15 protein-coding genes and 1 other RNA gene are annotated in these 14463 nt (G+C 74.0%); 9 read left to right on the top strand and 7 right to left on the bottom strand.

Annotation, left to right across the window (positions count from 1 at the left end):
• The first annotated feature begins 31 nt into the window (after window positions 1-31).
• From ABR738_RS12350 to ABR738_RS12340, 3 genes are read left to right on the top strand one after another with little or no spacing between them, the layout of a single operon-like run.
• A complete protein-coding gene (locus ABR738_RS12350; protein WP_350230018.1) occupies window positions 32-889 on the top strand; it encodes a Nif3-like dinuclear metal center hexameric protein in 858 nt (285 codons plus the stop codon).
• A complete protein-coding gene (locus ABR738_RS12345; protein WP_350234540.1) occupies window positions 886-1629 on the top strand; it encodes a zinc ribbon domain-containing protein in 744 nt (247 codons plus the stop codon). Before ABR738_RS12350 ends, ABR738_RS12345 begins: the two co-directional genes overlap by 4 nt.
• A complete protein-coding gene (locus ABR738_RS12340; RefSeq protein WP_350230017.1) occupies window positions 1630-3039 on the top strand; it encodes a bifunctional RNase H/acid phosphatase in 1410 nt (469 codons plus the stop codon). It begins immediately after the preceding gene.
• 169 nt (window positions 3040-3208) lie between these two features.
• Here the strand turns inward: ABR738_RS12340 and eda are convergent, their stop codons facing one another.
• Window positions 3209-3877 (bottom strand): bifunctional 4-hydroxy-2-oxoglutarate aldolase/2-dehydro-3-deoxy-phosphogluconate aldolase, encoded by a 669-nt coding sequence (gene eda, locus ABR738_RS12335; RefSeq protein ID WP_350230016.1) that lies wholly within the window; start codon window positions 3875-3877, stop codon window positions 3209-3211.
• Window positions 3878-3989: 112 nt separating this feature from the next.
• A complete protein-coding gene (yaaA, locus tag ABR738_RS12330) occupies window positions 3990-4790 on the bottom strand; it encodes a peroxide stress protein YaaA (RefSeq protein ID WP_350230015.1) in 801 nt (266 codons plus the stop codon).
• A 394-nt stretch (window positions 4791-5184) separates the two neighbouring features.
• On the opposite strand from yaaA, the gene ABR738_RS12325 reads away from it, so the two are divergent.
• Entirely contained in the window at window positions 5185-6624 is a 1440-nt protein-coding gene (locus ABR738_RS12325; RefSeq protein ID WP_350230014.1) for an RNB domain-containing ribonuclease, read from the top strand.
• A gap of 36 nt (window positions 6625-6660) precedes the next feature.
• Here ABR738_RS12325 and ABR738_RS12320 read toward each other — a convergent pair whose 3' ends face one another.
• A complete protein-coding gene (locus ABR738_RS12320) occupies window positions 6661-7260 on the bottom strand; it encodes a hypothetical protein (RefSeq protein WP_350230013.1) in 600 nt (199 codons plus the stop codon).
• Window positions 7257-8126 carry a MerR family transcriptional regulator gene (locus tag ABR738_RS12315; protein WP_350230012.1) on the bottom strand — a complete coding sequence of 290 codons (870 nt, stop codon included), beginning with the start codon at window positions 8124-8126 and terminating at the stop codon, window positions 7257-7259. The genes ABR738_RS12320 and ABR738_RS12315 overlap by 4 nt, the downstream gene beginning before the upstream one ends.
• A 150-nt stretch (window positions 8127-8276) precedes the next feature.
• Here ABR738_RS12315 and rnpB point away from each other — a divergent pair.
• Both rnpB and ABR738_RS12305 read left to right on the top strand, forming a co-directional pair.
• An RNA gene (gene rnpB / locus ABR738_RS12310) (RNase P RNA component class A) lies at window positions 8277-8675 on the top strand.
• A gap of 313 nt (window positions 8676-8988) precedes the next feature.
• Window positions 8989-9183 (top strand): hypothetical protein, encoded by a 195-nt coding sequence (locus ABR738_RS12305; RefSeq protein ID WP_159030374.1) that lies wholly within the window; start codon window positions 8989-8991, stop codon window positions 9181-9183.
• 16 nt (window positions 9184-9199) lie between these two features.
• On the opposite strand, the gene ABR738_RS12300 is transcribed toward ABR738_RS12305, so the two are convergent.
• On the bottom strand, window positions 9200-9538 hold the full coding sequence (locus ABR738_RS12300) for a MazG-like family protein (protein WP_350230011.1): 339 nt from the start codon (window positions 9536-9538) through the stop codon (window positions 9200-9202).
• Window positions 9539-9615: 77 nt separating this feature from the next.
• Between ABR738_RS12300 and ABR738_RS12295 the strand changes: the two genes are divergently transcribed.
• Window positions 9616-9972 carry a nuclear transport factor 2 family protein gene (locus ABR738_RS12295; protein ID WP_350230010.1) on the top strand — a complete coding sequence of 119 codons (357 nt, stop codon included), beginning with the start codon at window positions 9616-9618 and terminating at the stop codon, window positions 9970-9972.
• 66 nt (window positions 9973-10038) lie between these two features.
• Here ABR738_RS12295 and ABR738_RS12290 read toward each other — a convergent pair whose 3' ends face one another.
• Together ABR738_RS12290 and ABR738_RS12285 are read right to left on the bottom strand one after the other, a co-directional pair.
• The gene (locus ABR738_RS12290; protein ID WP_350230009.1) at window positions 10039-10920 is read right to left on the bottom strand and encodes a PhzF family phenazine biosynthesis protein; all 882 of its coding nucleotides are present in this window, start codon (window positions 10918-10920) and stop codon (window positions 10039-10041) included.
• A 62-nt stretch (window positions 10921-10982) separates the two neighbouring features.
• Window positions 10983-11744, bottom strand: a complete 762-nt coding sequence (locus ABR738_RS12285) for an SDR family oxidoreductase (RefSeq protein ID WP_350230008.1) — start codon at window positions 11742-11744, stop codon at window positions 10983-10985.
• 355 nt (window positions 11745-12099) lie between these two features.
• On the opposite strand from ABR738_RS12285, the gene ABR738_RS12280 reads away from it, so the two are divergent.
• Entirely contained in the window at window positions 12100-13425 is a 1326-nt protein-coding gene (locus tag ABR738_RS12280) for a Bcr/CflA family multidrug efflux MFS transporter (RefSeq protein WP_350230007.1), read from the top strand.
• A 10-nt stretch (window positions 13426-13435) separates the two neighbouring features.
• On the top strand, window positions 13436-14452 hold the full coding sequence (locus tag ABR738_RS12275) for a small ribosomal subunit Rsm22 family protein (RefSeq protein WP_350230006.1): 1017 nt from the start codon (window positions 13436-13438) through the stop codon (window positions 14450-14452).
• The last annotated feature ends 11 nt before the right edge of the window (window positions 14453-14463 follow it).

The raw sequence follows: 14463 nt of genomic DNA, 5'->3' as shown, positions 1-14463 counted from the left end.
GAGGGGTGCGCGGCGCGGGTAACCTGTCTGCGTGCCCCGTCTGTCTGAAGTCATCGCAGCGCTCGACGCCCTCTGGCCGCCCGAGCGGGCCGAGGGGTGGGACGCCGTCGGCACCGTCTGCGGCGACCCCGACGCCGAGGTGCGCCGGGTCCTGTTCGCCGTCGACCCCGTCCAGGACATCGTGGACGAAGCCGTCAAGCTCGGCGCCGACCTGGTCGTCACCCACCACCCGCTCTATCTGCGCGGCACCACCACGGTCGCCGCGGGCCACTTCAAGGGCCGGGTCGTGCACACGCTGATCAAGCACGACATCGCCCTGCACGTCGCGCACACCAACGCCGACACCGCGGACCCGGGTGTGAGCGACGCCCTGGCGGGCGCCCTCGACGTACGCGTCACCGGCCCCTTGGTGCCGGATTCCAGCGACCCGGCGGGCCGCAGGGGCCTCGGCCGGATCTGCGCGGTGGAGCCCCCCATGACGCTCGGCGAGTTCGCCGCCCGCGCCGCCGCCCGGCTGCCCGCCACCGCGCAGGGCATCCGCGTCGCGGGCGACCCCGGCGCCCCGGTGCGGACCGTCGCCGTCAGCGGCGGCTCGGGCGACAGCCTCTTCGACGCCGTACGCGCCTCGGGAGCGGACGCCTTCCTCACCGCCGACCTGCGCCACCACCCGGTCTCCGAAGCCACCCAGCACTCTCCGCACTCTCCGCTCGGGCTGATCGACGCCGCGCACTGGGCCACCGAGTGGCCCTGGTGCGAGCAGGCCGCGGCGCAGCTCGACGAGATCTCCGACCGCCACGGCTGGGACCTGAGGGTCCACGTCTCGAAGACGGTCACCGACCCCTGGTCGGCCCACCACACCTCCCCTTCTATTGATGGAGCCCCCAACTGAACGCCGCGCCCGCCGACCAGATCCGCCTTCTCGACGTACAGGCGCTGGACCTGCGCCTGTCGCAGCTCGCGCACAAGCGCACCTCGCTGCCCGAGCACGCCGAGATCGACTCGCTCACCAAGGACCTCACCCAGCTGCGCGACCTCCTGGTCGCCTCACAGACCGAGGAGAGCGACACCGCCCGCGAGCAGACCAAGGCCGAGCAGGACGTGGACCAGGTGCGTCAGCGCGCCACCCGTGACCAGCAGCGCCTGGACTCCGGCGCGGTCTCCTCGCCCAAGGACCTGGAGAGCCTTCAGCGGGAGATCGTCTCGCTCGCCAAGCGCCAGGGCGACCTCGAAGACGTCGTCCTCGAAGTGATGGAGCGCCGCGAGGCCGCCCAGGAGCGGGCCGCCGAGCTGACCGAGCGCGTCTCCTCCGTCCAGGCCAGGACCGACGACGCCACCACGCGCCGCGACAGCGCGCTGGCCGAGCTCGACGCGGAGATCGCCTCGGTCACCAAGGAGCGCGAGATCGTCGCCGGCTCCGTGCCGGGCGACCTCCTCAAGCTCTACGACAAGCTGCGCGGCCAGCAGGGCGGGGTCGGCGCGGCCCGCCTCTACCAGCGCCGCTGCGAGGGCTGCCGCCTGGAGCTCAACATCACCGAGGTCAACGAGGTCAAGGCCGCCGCTCCCGACGCGGTCCTGCGCTGCGAGAACTGCCGCCGCATCCTGGTGCGCACCTCGGAATCGGGTCTGTAAGTGCCGTCTTCGCCCGCCACGGGACGGCAGTTCGTCGTCGAGGCCGACGGCGGCTCCCGGGGCAACCCGGGACCCGCCGGCTACGGCGCGGTCGTGCTCGACCCGGTGACGGGCGAGACGCTGGCCGAGGCCGCCGAGTTCATCGGGGTCGCCACGAACAACGTAGCCGAGTACAAGGGGCTCATCGCCGGCCTGCGCGCCGCGCGCGAGCTCGACCCGGCGGCGATGGTGCGGGTCCGCATGGACTCCAAGCTCGTCGTCGAGCAGATGTCGGGCCGCTGGAGGATCAAGCACCCCGACATGAAGCCGCTGGCCGCGGAGGCCGCGCGGATCCTGCCGTCCGGGCAGGTGTCGTACGAGTGGATCCCGCGCGAGCGCAACAAGCACGCGGACCGGCTCGCCAACGAGGCGATGGACGCGGGCCGGCAGGGACGGCGCTGGGAGCCCTCGGCGTCCACTGCGTCCATGGAGTCCTCGGCGTCCTCGGCGTCCTCGGCGCTCGCTTCCGCCGCCGACGCGGGTGCGGCCCGGGTGGTCGGGGATCACGCGGCGGGCGCGGCCAGGGCGCGGGCGGCGCTCGCGGGGGCGATGGGGGCGGGGGCGACGGGGGCGGGGTTGTCCGGCGGTTCGGCTTCCGTGCCGGTGTCCGCGAGTGCCGCCGGTGCCGTGGGTGCCGGGAGCGCTGTGGGTGCCCGGAGCGCGGGGAGCATTGGGGGTGCAACTGCCGTGCCGGACAAGCCTGTTGAGGCTTCGCCCGGCGTCGGGTGGGGGGCCTCCGCCGATCTGGGGGCGCCCGCGACCTTCGTCCTGCTGCGGCACGGCGAGACGGCGCTCACGCCCATGAAGCGGTTCTCCGGCAGTGGCGGAACCGACCCCGAGCTGTCGGCCGTCGGGCGGGGTCAGGCCGAGCGGGCCGCGGCGGCGTTCGCCGAGCGCGGCACCATCGAGGCCATCGTCTCCTCGCCGTTGCGGCGGTGCCGTGAGACGGCGGCGGCGGTCGCCGACCGTCTCGGACTCGACGTCCACGTCGAACCGGGCCTGCGGGAAACGGACTTCGGGGCGTGGGAGGGGCTGACCTTCGCCGAGGTGCGCGAGCGGTACGCCGACGACCTCGACGCGTGGCTCGGCTCGGCCAAGGCGGCGCCGACGGGAGGCGGGGAGAGCTTCGCGGCGGTGGCGCGGCGGGTCGCCGCGGCCCGGGACCGGCTGATCGCCGCGTACCCCCGGCGCACGGTGCTCGTGGTCACGCATGTGACCCCGATCAAGACCCTGGTCAGGCTGGCTCTGGGGGCGCCGCCGGAGTCCCTGTTCCGGATGGAGCTTTCGGCTGCGTCGGTGTCGGAGGTGGCGTATTACGGGGACGGGAACGCGTCGGTGCGGGGGCTGAACGATACGGGGCACCTGCGGTAGCGGTCCGGGTCCTTCGGGTGCGCCCGGGTCCCGTTTCGCGCAGTTCCCCGCGCCCCTTGCAACCCTGTTTCGCTTTCGGGTGCGGGCCGGTGCGTGGCCGGTCGCGCAGTTCCCCGCGCCCCTGGCGGGGTTCGTGGCGGCCGGCGTGGGCCTGTCCGCCCCCAGGGGGTCAGAGGCGGGCCAGGGTTGATGCCTCGTGGGCCAGGGTCTCGATGCGGGGCCAGTCCTTGTCGGCCAGGGCTTCCGCGGGGAGCATCCACGTACCCCCCACACACCCCACGTTCGGCAGGGCCAGGTACGTCGGGGCCGAGGCGCGCGTGATGCCCCCCGTGGGGCAGAAGCGGGCCCGGGGAAGCGGCGACGCGAGGGACGCGAGGTAGGCGGCCCCGCCCGCAGCCTCGGCCGGGAAGAACTTCATCTCCGTCACGTCCTGTTCCAGCAGCGCCACCACCTCCGACGCCGTCGAGACCCCGGGCAGGAACGGAACGCCCGACTCCTTCATCGCGGCCAGCAGCCCCGGCGTCCATCCCGGGCTCACCAGGAACCGGGCGCCCGCCCCGACCGCGTCGGCGACCCCGGCGGGCGTGATGACCGTACCCGCGCCCACCACCGCCTCCGGCACCCGTCGCGCCACGGCCCGGATCGCGTCGAGCGCGGCCGGCGTGCGCAGCGTCACCTCGATCGCCCGGAGCCCGCCCGCCACCAGCGCGCGGGCCAGCGGCACGGCGTCGTCGGCGTCGTCGACGACCACGACCGGTATGACGGGGGCGAGGTCCAGGACGGAGGCGGGGGTGGGGCCGGGGCCGGGGGCAGGGGAGGGCGCTGCGGAGGGCGTCATGCGGGTCATATTGCCGGGGGGCTACGTCATCTGCAATGAGCGTTGCGTATGGTGCAACGCCCGGCGGAGGTGTGCCACGCCGGGTCGGCTCCGTGCCCGTGCGCACCGACCGTCAGTGGATCTGGGTCACCACCACGTCCAGGGACCAGGCGCGGCCCGGCTTGGCCGGCGCTTCGGCCTCCACGACGTGGCCCATGCCGCGCAGGGTCTCCACGAGCTCCGCCGGGTCGGCGGGCCGGGCCCCGGTGGTGAGCAGGTCGCGTACGATCCGGCCCTTCGTCGCCTTGTTGAAGTGGCTCACGACCGAGCGCTTCTCGACCCCGTCGACGACCTGCGCGTGCAGCACCCGGACGGTGGCCGTGCGCTCCGCCACGGCGCCCTTCGGCTTCCACGCGGCGGCGTACGCGGAGGAACGCAGGTCCAGGACGAGGCCGGTGCCGGCGGCCTCCGTCATCACCGGGTCCATCACGGTCCGCCAGTACGCCCCGAGCGCGCCAAGGCCCGGCAGCTTCACACCCATTGAGCAGCGGTACGAGGGAATCCGGTCGCCGGTGCGCACCGCGCCCCACAGTCCCGAGAACACCAGCAGCGACTGCGCGGCGCGGCGCTTGGCGGCGGCGTCCAGGGAGGCGAGGCCGAGGGCGTCGTACAGGACGCCGGTGTAGATCTCGCCCGCCGGGCGGGTTCCCGCCGTACGCAGCTCGACGTTCTTGGCGATCTCGCCCCGCAGGCCCTCGCTCAGGCCCAGGACCTCGCGTGCCTTGTCCTCGTCGGCGGCGCACAGCTCGACGAGCTCGTCCAGGACGGCGGCGCGGGCGGGTGCGAGGCCCGGCAGGGACAGCGTCTCCGGCTTGAGCGGCGCGCCGCGACCCGAAGCGGCCTTGCCTTCGGAGGGCGGCAACAGCACCAACACGGTCGTTCTCCTTCGTACGTCGGGGGAGGGGGTGCGGCCCCTGCGGCCAGCGTACGGGGGCGCTGCGCTGGGCTTGACCAGGCCTGAGGTTGCCCCGGCCGTGAGGCGCGGCCGGCACGTCACGGTGCTCCCGCCCCGGTCCCTGGCTCCTCGAGCTCCCCCAAGGCCTCAAGGGCCAGGGGGACCCCATGAGGGGCTGATTTTTGGTTCCGCGCGCGGTGAGGCGCGGCCGGCACGTCACGGTGCTCCCGCCCCGGTCCCTGGCTCCTCGAGCTCCCCCAAGGCCTCAAGGGCCAGGGGGACCCCATGAGGGGCTGGATTTTGGCGCGGCCGGCATCACACGCGGCTCCCGCCCCGCACGCCGACGTGGCCGTTCTGGCCTACGCTCGAACGCATGCCACGTCGACACCTTCACCTCCGCGGCGCCGCCCAGGCTCCGTTGCGTGCCGCGTTCGCGGCGTTGCGGGTGGGGCTCGATGTTCCCGGCGCGTTCGGCGGGGACGTGCTCGCCGAGGCGGAGCGGGTCGCCTCCTCGCCGCGGCTGCCCTCGTACGACGCGACCGGCGTCGAGCTCTTCACCATCGACCCGCCCGCCTCCACCGACCTCGACCAGGCCATGTGCCTGGAGCGGCGGCCCGGCGGGGGTTTCAGGGTGTACTACGCCATCGCCGACGTCGCCGCCTTCGTCGCGCCGGGTGGCGCCTTGGACGCCGAGGCGCACCGCCGGGTGACCACTCTCTACTTCCCGGACGGCAAGACCCCGCTGCACCCCACCGTCCTGTCCGAGGGCGCCGCAAGCCTGCTGCCGGGCCAGGACCGGCCCGCGCTGCTGTGGCGGATCGACCTCGACGCGGACGGCGCCGCCACCGCCACCGACGTACGCCGCGCCCTCGTCCGCAGCCGCGCCAAACTCGACTACGAGGGCGTACAGCGGGAGATCGACACCGGTACCGCACCCGAATCCCTCGCCCTGCTGCGCGACATCGGCTCCCTGCGCGAACAGCGGGAACTCGCCCGTGGCGGCATCTCGCTCAACGTCCCCGAGCAGGAGATCGTCGAGCACGGCGACCGCTACGGCCTCACCTACCGCGCCCCGCTGCCCGCGGACGGCTGGAACGCCCAGATCTCCCTGCTCACCGGGATCGAGGGCGCCCGGCTCATGCTGGCATACGGCACCGGGATCCTGCGTACCCTGCCCAGCGCCCCGGACGGCGCGGTCGCCCGGCTGCGGCGTTCGGCGCGGGCGCTGGGCATCGAGTGGCCCCACCACGTCCCGTACGCGGCGCTCATCCGCTCCCTGGACCCTCGCGAGCCGCACCACGCGGCCTTCCTCCAGGAGTGCACGTCGCTGCTGCGGGGCGCCGGGTACACCGTGTTCACCGGCGGCACGACGCCCGAGCACGCCGTGCACGCCGCGGTGGCCGCGCCGTACACGCACTGCACCGCCCCGCTGCGCCGCCTCGTCGACCGGTACGCCGGCGAACTGTGCCTCGCCGCCGTGGCCGGCCGGGAACCGCCCGGGTGGGTGATGGCCGCGCTCGACGAGCTGCCCAAGGAGATGGCCCGGGGCACCGGCCGCGCCAACACGGTGGAGCGCGAGAGCGTCGACATCGTCGAGGCGGCGCTGCTCAAGGACCGCGTCGGCGAGGTCTTCGACGCGACCGTCATCGACGTGCGCGAGGAGCGGCCCACCGTCGCCACCGTGCACGTGAAGGACCCGGCGGTCGTGGCCCGCGTCGAGGGCGGCGGTCCCCTCCCGCTCGGCGAGCGCCTGCGCGTCCGGCTGACCCAGGCCGACCCCGGGTCGGCGAAGGTGCTGTTCGCGCCGGCGTGAGCGGCGGGGCCTGTGCGCGGGCTCGCGCCCGCCCGCTCACGGAGCGACCGCCGCCCGCACCGCGTTCGCCAGCTCCCCGGCCCGGTCCGCGTGGAAGCGTACGACCGACACCTCGCGCCGCTTTCCCAGGAGCGATACGTGGGTGACGGGCCCGGCCAGCTCCACGGTGAGGGAGGTCTGGGAGCCGACGGGCAGCTCCAGGACGTCGTCCGGGGCCTTGCCGCCCGCGCCCTGGAACCTCAGCTCGTCGCGGACGCCGGCTATGCGGTCGAGCGGGATGACCAGATCGACCCGGGCGCCCGCCCGCACCCGCAGGGCGTCCGGGGTCAGCACGTGCGGCCGGGTCACGGCGGCGGACTGCGTGCCGAGCACCAGGACGACCGTATAGAGGTCCAGCACGAAGAGCACCGCGTGCACGACGGGCCACTGTCGTACCAGGAACGACACCCCGACCGTCTCGACGACGCAGACGAAGGCGAGCCCGTACACCGTCGCCGCCTGCGGGCCCGCGTACCCGAACGCCCGGTCTTCCGGGCCCACTTGGTGGCGTCGCCGCCCGATCCACATCCCGAAGCTGCCGAGCACCTTGCCCTCGTGCGCGGCGAGCCGCCGCAGCGCCCCCGGCTCCCGTGTCATCCCGTGTCCCCGTCCGTGATGGTGTCCGCCGTCGTGTCCGGCATGGTGTCTGCCGTGATGTGCGGGGCGCCCGTCGTCCCCGCCCGTCGCGCGATCCTCGCCATCGCCTGCCGTACCGCCTCGGCCTGGGCGGGCGCGAAGTCGGCGAGGAAGGTCTTGAGGAAGCCCTGGTCGGCCGAGCCCGGGGAGTCCGTGGCCGGGCCGGGGGAGTCTGTGTCCGGCGCTCCCAGCTCGACCGGAAGACAGTCGGCCAGCGCCCGCGCCGCCGTGCCGACCCGGGGGTCGGAGGGGTCGGCGTCCACCAGGTCGTCGAGGAGCGCGTACACCTGGCGCGCCCGCTCGGCGGCGCCGGGCACCTGGGCCGCGGACCGTACGGCGGCCGTCAGGCGCTCCCGCTCCTCGGGCGTGGCGGCCGTCTCCATGAGGGCGAGCAGTTCGCGGTCCTTGGCGGCCATGGGGGAGTCGGCGGGGTGATCGCCCAACGCGGCGAAGAAGTCGGCCAGTTCGGGCGAGAGCTCGTCACCGGGCGACAGACGTCCGTCCTCGGCCCGGGCGAGCAGCGTGGCCAGCCGCTGTCTGCGAGCCCTGATCCGCGCCTCCTGACGCGCGAGGTCGGCGTCCAACTCGGCCAGTACATCGGCCAGTTCGTACCCCGCGTCGTCCGCGATCACGTCCCGCACCTCGTCGAGGCCGAGCCCCAGCTCGGTCAGGCGCCGGATACGGGCGAGCGCGACGGCGTCGCGCACCGCGTAGTGCCGGTAACCGTTGGCGAGCCGGGCGGGCTCCGGCAGCAGCCCGAGGTGGTGATAGTGCCTGACGGCCCGCGTGGTCACCCCTACCAGCGCGGCGAGCTCCGAGATCCGCATGGCCTCATTAGAAACGTTGACGTAGCGGCAGGGTCAAGCGGAGACGCGGCGCGGGCCGCCCGGGCGCGGTGGGCGGCGGCCGGGGGGCGGTGGGCGGCGGCCGGGGGCCGCGGGGTGCCGTACGCCGGGTAGCATGGTCGGCACGGCAGACGAGCCGGGCGGGCGGCCGCGTGGAGATCTTGCGATCTTCCCGAGGAACGTCCGGGCTCCACAAGGCAGGGTGGTGGCTAACGGCCACCCGGGGTGACCCGCGGGACAGTGCCACAGAAAACAGACCGCCGGGGACCTCGGTCCTCGGTAAGGGTGAAACGGTGGTGTAAGAGACCACCAGCGCCTGAGGTGACTCAGGCGGCTAGGTAAACCCCACCCGGAGCAAGGTCAAGAGGGAGCGCTTTGGTGCTCCTGCGCGGACGACCGAGGGCAGCCTGCCCGAGTCCGCGGGTAGACCGCACGAGGCCGGCGGCAACGCCGGCCCTAGATGGATGGCCGTCGCCCCGACGACCGCGAGGTCCCGGGGTACAGAACCCGGCGTACAGCCCGACTCGTCTGCCGCTACCTGGGCCGGCTCGCCAGGAAGAGGCGGCCCGTAATGGCCCCCACTCCCTCACCCGCTTCGAGCGCTCGCCCCGCGGCAGGGGCCGGCTCGCGCTGGTCGTGGTGGCCGTCGGCTTCACCGCGGTGATGGCGCTCGGAGGGCGGTCCCACCTGCACGCGTCACCCCACGTGAGCGCCTGCTCATCCTCCGTGTGGCGGAACGCGCTTCCCGGTCGTAGCGTGATCTGCGGTACCGATCGCAAGCTCGTACCCCGTCCAGGTGGCGGGGTGCTGTTCTCGTCGACTCGGGGACACGAGGTGAAACGCCGTGCCTTCCCTGCACTTTCCCGTGATGCTGGCGCTCGCAGCGGGTGCCTTCTTCCTCCTCCGCAAAGGCGGCACCAAGCTCTCCCACGCGCTCATCTGCGCCGGGTTCGGCTTCTACCTCGCCGACACCGCGGTCGCCCCCTCGCTGCACACTGCGCTCAACTCCGTCACCGGCATGCTCGGCCAGCTCGGCTGAGGGCGCGGCCGGAAGGTCAACCGCCGGATGTGGCACGGTCGTTGCCGAGAGAGCGCCGTGCCACGCCGGCCAGGTGGGATTCGAAGGTGCCGGCCGGGTCCGGGGTCAGGGTGGTCAGGGCGACCATCGCGGTGATGATGACGTCGCACAGCTCGGACTCCACGTCCTGCCACGTGTGCGAGTGGCCCTTGCGGGGGTTCTGGCCCGTCGCCCCGATGACGGCTTCGGCGGCCTCGCCGACCTCCTCCGACAGCTTCAGCACTCGCAGGAGCCGCTGCTGCTCGGGCGGTACGGGGCTCTGTTCGGTCAGCCAGGCGTGCAGCGCGGCGATGGTCGGCCAGGGGGAGGTGTTCATGGGCCCAGCGTCGCATCCGGCGGCGCATCGGTGGCGCGATGTCCGCACCTGGGGTGTCCTGGGAGGTGCAGTTCCGCATGAGTTCCAGACTCCACCGACCGGGAGAAACCGTGTCCATCGCCCTCGACAGGCTGACCAATCCCGCCGTCCGCGCCTTTGTCGGCGCGCTCAACTCCGGTGACCAGAGCGCCTTCCACGCCGCTCTCGCGCCCGGCGCCACCATGTCCGACGACGGCACGGACCGCGACGTCGCGGACTGGTCCGAGCGCGAGATCTTCTCCTCGGGCGGCCACATGGACATCGAGAAGCAGACGAACGACGGGCTCGGCCTGGTCGCCAGCTACCGCAACGACACCTGGGGTGAGATGCGCACCGCCTGGCGTTTCACCGTCGACGGCGGCAAGGTCAGCCGGTTCGAAACCGGGCAGGCCTAGCCCCAACGCCCGTGTGCATGCGCCCGGTTGGGGCCGGGTGCGCCCCGACCGGACGGTGTCCGCCTCCTACGCCTCGATGCGCGTGCCCACCCCGCTCACCCGGACCCTCGGGTCACCCGCGCGCAGCGTCACCGTCAGTTCGCCGGGGCGTCCCAGGTCCTCGCCCTGGTGCAGGGTCAGCACCGAGTCCGGCGCGACCAGGCCAAGTTCACGCGCGTACGCCCCGAACGCGGCCGCCGCGGCCCCCGTGGCCGGGTCCTCCACGACCCCGCCGACCGGGAACGGGTCGCGGACGTGGAACACCGTCTTCGAGGCGCGCCAGACCAGTTGGACGGTGGTGAGGTCCAGGCGGTGCATCAGCGCCGTGAGCCGGTCGAAGTCGTAGGACAGCGCGGCCAGGCGTTCCCGGGTGGCCGCGCCCAGGACGAGGTGGCGAGCGCCGGCGAAGGCGATCCCCGGCGTGATCGCGGGGTCGAGGTCGTCGGCCGGCCAGTCGAGGGCGGCCAGCGCCTCGGCCAGATCCCTGTCCTTGACGGGCTCGGAGTGGGGTTCGACGCTGGTCAGGGTGGCGCGCAGGGCGCCGCTCGCCGAGTCCTCGGTGACGGCCACCGGTACCGTGCCGGCCGGGGTCGCGAACGTCAGCTCCCCGGGGCCGATCCGCTCGCCCAGCGCGACCGCCGTCGCCACGGTGGCGTGCCCGCAGAACGGCACCTCGGCCTTCGGGCTGAAGAACCGCAGCGTGAACGCGCGGCCCGGCTCGCCGAGCCCCTGCGGCGGCGCCGTCAAGAAGGCCGACTCGCTGTAGCCGAGACCGGCCGCGATGGCCAGCATCGCGGAGTCGTCGAGCCCGGAGGCGTCCAGGACGACCCCGGCCGGGTTGCCTCCGGCCGGGTCGCCGGAGAAAGCGGTGTAGTGGAGGACCTGGGGGGCCGGCTCGGCATTCGTCATGTCCGGCCCAACCCCCGCGCGGGGTCGCCTATTCCGGCCGTGCACTCCGGGGCCGCCGCCCCTCAGCCCCGCCCGATGTACGGCATCGTCGTCGCCAGCACCGTCGCGAACTGCACGTTCGCCTCCAGGGGCAGCTCCGCCATGTGCAGCACCGTGCGTGCCACGTCCGCCGTGTCCATGACCGGCTCCACCGCCAACTCCCCGTTGGCCTGCGGGATTCCGGTGCGCATGCGCTCCGTCATCTCCGTCGCCGCGTTGCCGATGTCGATCTGTCCCACCGCGATCCGGTACGGGCGCCCGTCCAGGGACAGCGACTTGGTCAGCCCCGTCATCGCGTGCTTGGTCGCCGTGTACGCCACCGAGTTCGGCCGGGGCGCGTGCGCCGAGATCGAGCCGTTGTTGATGATCCGGCCGCCCTGCGGCGCCTGTTCCTTCATCGCGCGGAACGCGGCCTGCGCGCACAGGAACGCGCCGGTCAGATTCACGTCGACGACCGAGCGCCACGCCTCGTACGACAGCTCCTCGACCGGCACCCCGCCAGGCCCGAACGTACCCGCGTTGTTGAACAGCAGGTCCACCCGCCCGTGTGCCGCGAGCGCCGCCGCGAACAGCGCGCCCACCTCGTCGGGCGAGGTCACGTCCGTGGGGGCGCACAGGGTCCGGGCCCCGGGGCCCGCCAGCGCGGCGGTCTCCTCCAGGGGCTCGGCGCGGCGCCCGGCCAGCGTCACCGACCAGCCCGCGCCGGCCAGCGCGAGCGCCACGGAACGGCCGATGCCGGACCCGGCACCCGTCACTACGGCGGACTTCTGCGAGGTGATCTCCATGGGCCCGGAGCGTACGGGAGGGGGCGTTCGGTGAGACCGCCCGTCCGCGATGTGGGAGCGGTGCGTCGGCGGCCGGGCCCCGACCGCGTCCGGGGCGGGCCGCGACCGTGTCCGGGGTGGGCCGCGACCGTGTCCGGGGCGGGCCGCGCCCGGATCCGGGGCGGGCCCCGACCGCCTACGGGGCGGGCCGCGCGCGGAGGTGACACCGTGCCGGGCGGGACGCCGTCCGCGACGCGTGGTCACGACCTGGCCGGGATGTGACCCGCGCCTCCCCTCTTTGTGGTCGGAGTGGTCCCGCCGCCGCGACCGGGCTGCGACCATGGAGATTCGCTACAACTTTCAAGGAGAGAGACCGATGCCGGAGCGCGGCACCCAGGACACCCGCAGCCACATACCGAACACGGCCGGCGCCGGGGCCCCCCGGGACCCGGGCGTCGCCGCCGTCCGCCGCGCCGGCCTCCTCGTCACGCTCGTCCTCGGCGGGCTCACCGCGCTCCCGCCGCTCTCCATGGACATGTACCTGCCGGCCCTCCCCGAGGTCACCGACGCGCTGCGCTCGCCCGCCGCCACCGTCCAGCTCACCCTCACCGCCTGCCTCGCCGGCATGGCGCTCGGGCAACTGGTCGTCGGGCCGATGAGCGACAAGTGGGGACGGCGGCGGCCCCTGCTCATCGGCATGGTCGTGTACGTCCTGGCCACCGCCGTGTGCGCCTTCGCCCCGAACGTGGAACTCCTCATCGCCTTCCGCCTGTTGCAGGGTCTCGCCGGAGCCGCGGGCATCGTGATCGCCCGGGCCGTGGTGCGCGACCTGTACGACGGCGTCGAGATGGCCCGGTTCTTCTCCACCTTGATGCTGATCTCCGGTGTCGCCCCCGTGGTCGCCCCGCTGATCGGCGGGCAGGTGCTGCGCCTGACCGACTGGCGCGGCGTCTTCGCCGTCCTGACCGTGGTCGGGCTGCTCCTGACGGCCGTCGTGTTCAAGTGGCTGCACGAGACGCTGCCCGCCGAGCGCCGCCACCCGGGCGGCGTGGGCCAGGCGCTGCGCACCATGGGCGCTCTCCTGAAGGACCGCGTGTTCACGGGCTACATGCTGGCGGGCGGATTCGCCTTCGCCGCGCTGTTCGCCTACATCAGCGCCTCGCCCTTCGTGGTGCAGGAGATCTACGGCGCCTCCCCGCAGACGTTCTCGCTGCTGTTCGGCCTGAACTCCGTGGGCCTGGTCGTCGTCGGCCAGATCAACGGCAAGCTCCTCATCGGCCGGGTCAGCCTCGACAAGGTGCTCGGCCTCGGCCTCGCCGTGATCGCCCTTGCGGCCACCGCGCTGCTCCTCATGACGTCGGGCGTCTTCGGTGACGTGGGCCTCGTGCCCGTCGCGGCCGGCCTGTTCGTGCTGATGTCGGCGATGGGCCTGGCCATGCCCAACACCAACGCCCAGGCCCTGATGCGTACCCCCAACGCCGCCGGTTCCGCCTCCGCGCTGCTCGGCACCTCCTCCTTCCTGGTCGGCGCGGTCGCCTCCCCGCTGGTCGGCATCGCGGGCGAGGCCACCGCCGTGCCGATGGCGGTCGTGCAGCTCGCCTCTGCCATCGCCGCGCTGCTCTGCTTCCTGCTTTTGTGCCGGCCCTGGCGGCGGGAGCGCGAACCGCTCGCCGAGGCCGGTGGTGTGGCGCCGCAAAAGTAGACTCCTGCCGGTGAACGACTCCCTCCCCCTCCCGGACGTCCTGCGCTCGGCGCTCGCCGGACTGCTCGACGGGCTGCCGCCCTCGGCGACCACCGGCGCCGTCGACCGGCTGATCGGCCACTACCGGGGCGTCGTCCCCACCCACGCCCCGGTGCTGCGCGACCGCTCCGACGTCGCCGCGTACGCCGCGTACCGGATGCCCGCCACCTTCGAAGCGGTGCGCTCCGCGCTCGGCGCGCTGCGGGACGCGACCGGGACCTGGACGCCCGCCACGCACACCGACATCGGCGGCGGTACGGGCTCCGCGAGCTGGGCGGTCGCCGAGGCCTGGCAGGACGCGGACGCCCCCGTGGCCACGACCGTCCTCGACTGGGCGGAGCCCGCGCTCGCGGTGGGCCGCGAACTGGCCGAGGCCTCCGGGGTCCCCGGGCTGCGCGAGGCGCGCTGGCAGCGGGCCCGCATCGGCTCGGCCCTCACCCTGGAGAGCGCCGGCCTCATCACCGTCTCGTACGTCCTGAACGAGCTGACCGCCGACGACCGCCGCGCCCTGGTGGACGCGGTGGCCGGCGCGGCCACCGGGGCCGTCCTCATCGTGGAGCCCGGCACCCCCGACGGCTACGCCCGCATCATCGAGGCGCGCGACCGGCTGATCGCGGCGGGGCTGAGCGTCGCCGCGCCCTGCCCGCACAGCGCCGCCTGCCCCATCGAGCCCGGCACCGACTGGTGCCACTTCTCGGCCCGGGTCAGCCGCTCCTCGCTGCACCGCCAGGTCAAGGGCGGCTCACTGGCGTACGAGGACGAGAAGTTCAGCTACGTCGCCGCCACCCGGTTCGACCCCGACCCCGCCACGGCGCGAGTCGTCCGGCGCCCCCAGATCCGCAAGGGGCAGGTGCTGCTCGACCTGTGCCTGCCGGACGAGCGGCTGCGCCGCGAGACCGTCAGCAAGCGGCACGGCCCGCTGTACCGGGCGGCCCGGGACGCCGAGTGGGGCGACCCGTGGCCGCCCCACTCGGCGGACCCCCTCTAGCGGGACCGTCG

The organism is Streptomyces sp. Edi4, from assembly GCF_040253615.1.
In the GTDB taxonomy this organism is placed as follows: Bacteria; Actinomycetota; Actinomycetes; order Streptomycetales; family Streptomycetaceae; genus Streptomyces.
The sequence above is the reverse complement of the archived record's forward strand: the minus strand, read 5'-3'. Positions and strand labels throughout refer to the sequence as shown.